This window comes from Bradyrhizobium sp. Mp27 (genome assembly GCF_029953005.1).
Lineage (GTDB): Bacteria > Pseudomonadota > Alphaproteobacteria > Rhizobiales > Xanthobacteraceae > Bradyrhizobium > Bradyrhizobium barranii.
In genome coordinates, this window is the sequence record NZ_JASAUS010000437.1 from 1 (window position 1) to 1,992 (window position 1,992).

At 55.1% G+C, this 1,992-nt stretch carries 1 protein-coding gene and 1 pseudogene; both read left to right on the forward strand.

The window, feature by feature from the left end; genetic code table 11:
• Positions 1-170: 170 nt before the first annotated feature.
• Positions 171-499: pseudogene (locus tag QJT78_RS50700) on the forward strand (transposase); the annotation flags it as partial.
• Positions 500-776: 277 nt separating this feature from the next.
• Positions 777-1,907, forward strand: a complete 1,131-nt coding sequence (locus QJT78_RS50705; RefSeq protein ID WP_281460855.1) for an acyltransferase — start codon at positions 777-779, stop codon at positions 1,905-1,907.
• Positions 1,908-1,992 lie beyond the last annotated feature (85 nt).

The window sequence follows — 1,992 nt, forward strand, 5'->3', positions numbered from 1 at the left end:
CGCGCCACCGCGCGTTCCTTCACCAAGCCCATCGAGCACCCCGCACTTCCGAATCAGGTGCTCAACAACGAATCACAACAGATTCTACTGATTCAAGATTTCGGCCGCGGCGCCCCGCTCAAATCCGACGTCAAATGTGGGTAATTGAAAGATCTCTTTGCCGCTTACAATGCGCGCGCGGCCAAGCCGAGAATCTGATCAAGCTGCATATGACGCAGCTCGCCTCCGACCGCACCAGCTGCCGTTCGGCGCTCGCCAACCAGGTCCGTCTCGCGCTCCATACGGCCGCTTATTGGCTGATGCTGACCGTGCGCGAGGCGATTCCCAAAGTCCGGGAATTGGCCGCTGCCGAGTTCGCGACGCTGCGTCTTCGTCTCTTGAAAATCGCTGCCCGTGTGGTCGAGACCACGAGCCGCATTCGCCTTGCGTTTGCCGCGGCATGTCCCGAGCCGACCTGATCCGCCGTTTGCCAGGCGCGCTGCTGCCGCTCGGTCCTTGACCGGCGGGGCGTCCGCCCCCCGTTCACCCACCCCATCCCTCAAGCGCGTTGCAAAGTACGGGTCGTCAGGCGGTGAAAAGCCGAAGGCAATCCTGTGCGCCTCGCCAGACAAGATGTGCGGCCGCATCAATCGGGCCCAAAAGCCGCCCTCTGACGAATAGGCCGGGCTAGCAGTTGACGGTGCTCAGACCGTGTAGCGGCACACGGTATATGCATGTATATGCATGTATATGTAAAGAAATGCGACAGATGCGTTAATAGAATTGCAGAATCCTACATGTCGAACGCGATGCTCAAATCCAGCTGCGCCCCCCCGAATTTACCGCCCCCCAACGCCTTTCCCGAAGACCCCGGGTCGCTGGCTGCCAAAGAGGTCGCGCGACTGAGCATTCTTGACGGCATGCGGGGAATTGCTGCCATCTGTGTCGCCGTTTTACATTTTTATGAACCCTTTCAGTTCGGTCCTCAGAACCGGATTCCTCACGGTTATCTCGCTGTAGATTTTTTCTTTTGCTTGTCAGGGTATGTAATGGCATTTGCCTACGACCCTTCTCGCGTAGAATTGTCACCCACAGAACTTATTAAAAGGCGTCTGATACGACTGCATCCGCTCGTCGTAATTGGCTCCTTGTTGGGCTTCGTTGTGGTTGTAATCGGACGATTCTATGCGCCTATGGCTGCCGCGTTATTCAATTTTAGTGTCACGGAGTTTTTTATTCTCCTCACCTGCAGCGTACTTCTGTTGCCGCACTTATTTGTCCACGATCCCAGCTTTCCTATTTTTCCTTTTGTCGCTCCCGCCTGGTCATTGCTTTGCGAGTATGTGGCGAGCCTAACGTTTGCTCTTTGTCTGCGCCAACTATCGCTTCGATGGTTGCTAGCGATGCTCGCCTTCGCCGCGGTTGCAACGGCATACACGTGCTACGATTTCGGAAGCCTAAACGGCGGTTTCGACCGCAGAACCTTCTGGATTGGCTTTGTACGGGTAGGTTTTTCATTTATCGCGGGCGTTGTTGCTTGCCGTATTGGCAGGCAACCGCTGTTGCCAGGGGCAGCATATTACCTTCCGCTTATCATGCTTGCGACCTTTTTTTGGCCCTTCCTTTGGAAGCCCTACGATTTCCTGATCGTCACAATCGTATATCCGCTCCTTGTTTGGCTGGGCGCTAATGCAATCGGGAGTCCATCGATCAACCGTTTTAGCGAGTTTATCGGAGATCTTTCATATCCGCTTTATATGACCCACTACGTTCCACTCATGCTATTGTTCGGCGGAACTTCGGCAGGTTGGGTTGCGCAGATCCATGCAGCGCTAGCGGTACCAAGCATGACTCTAGTTGCAATCGCTTTTAGCTTTCTTGTTAAGCGATATATCGACGAACCGAGAGCTATGGCGGAATCTGGGTGATGACGGTGTGAGGAAGGCGGCGTATCGAGGCGGGTGACGAGCCTGCCAGAACCTCTCGAGGAGAGCGATACGCCATGACCGAGAC

Bases quoted from the DNA above. Each gene is read 5' to 3' on its own strand.
- QJT78_RS50705 (WP_281460855.1), top strand. From the start codon at position 777: ATGTCGAACGCGATGCTCAAATCCAGCTGCGCCCCCCCGAATTTACCG.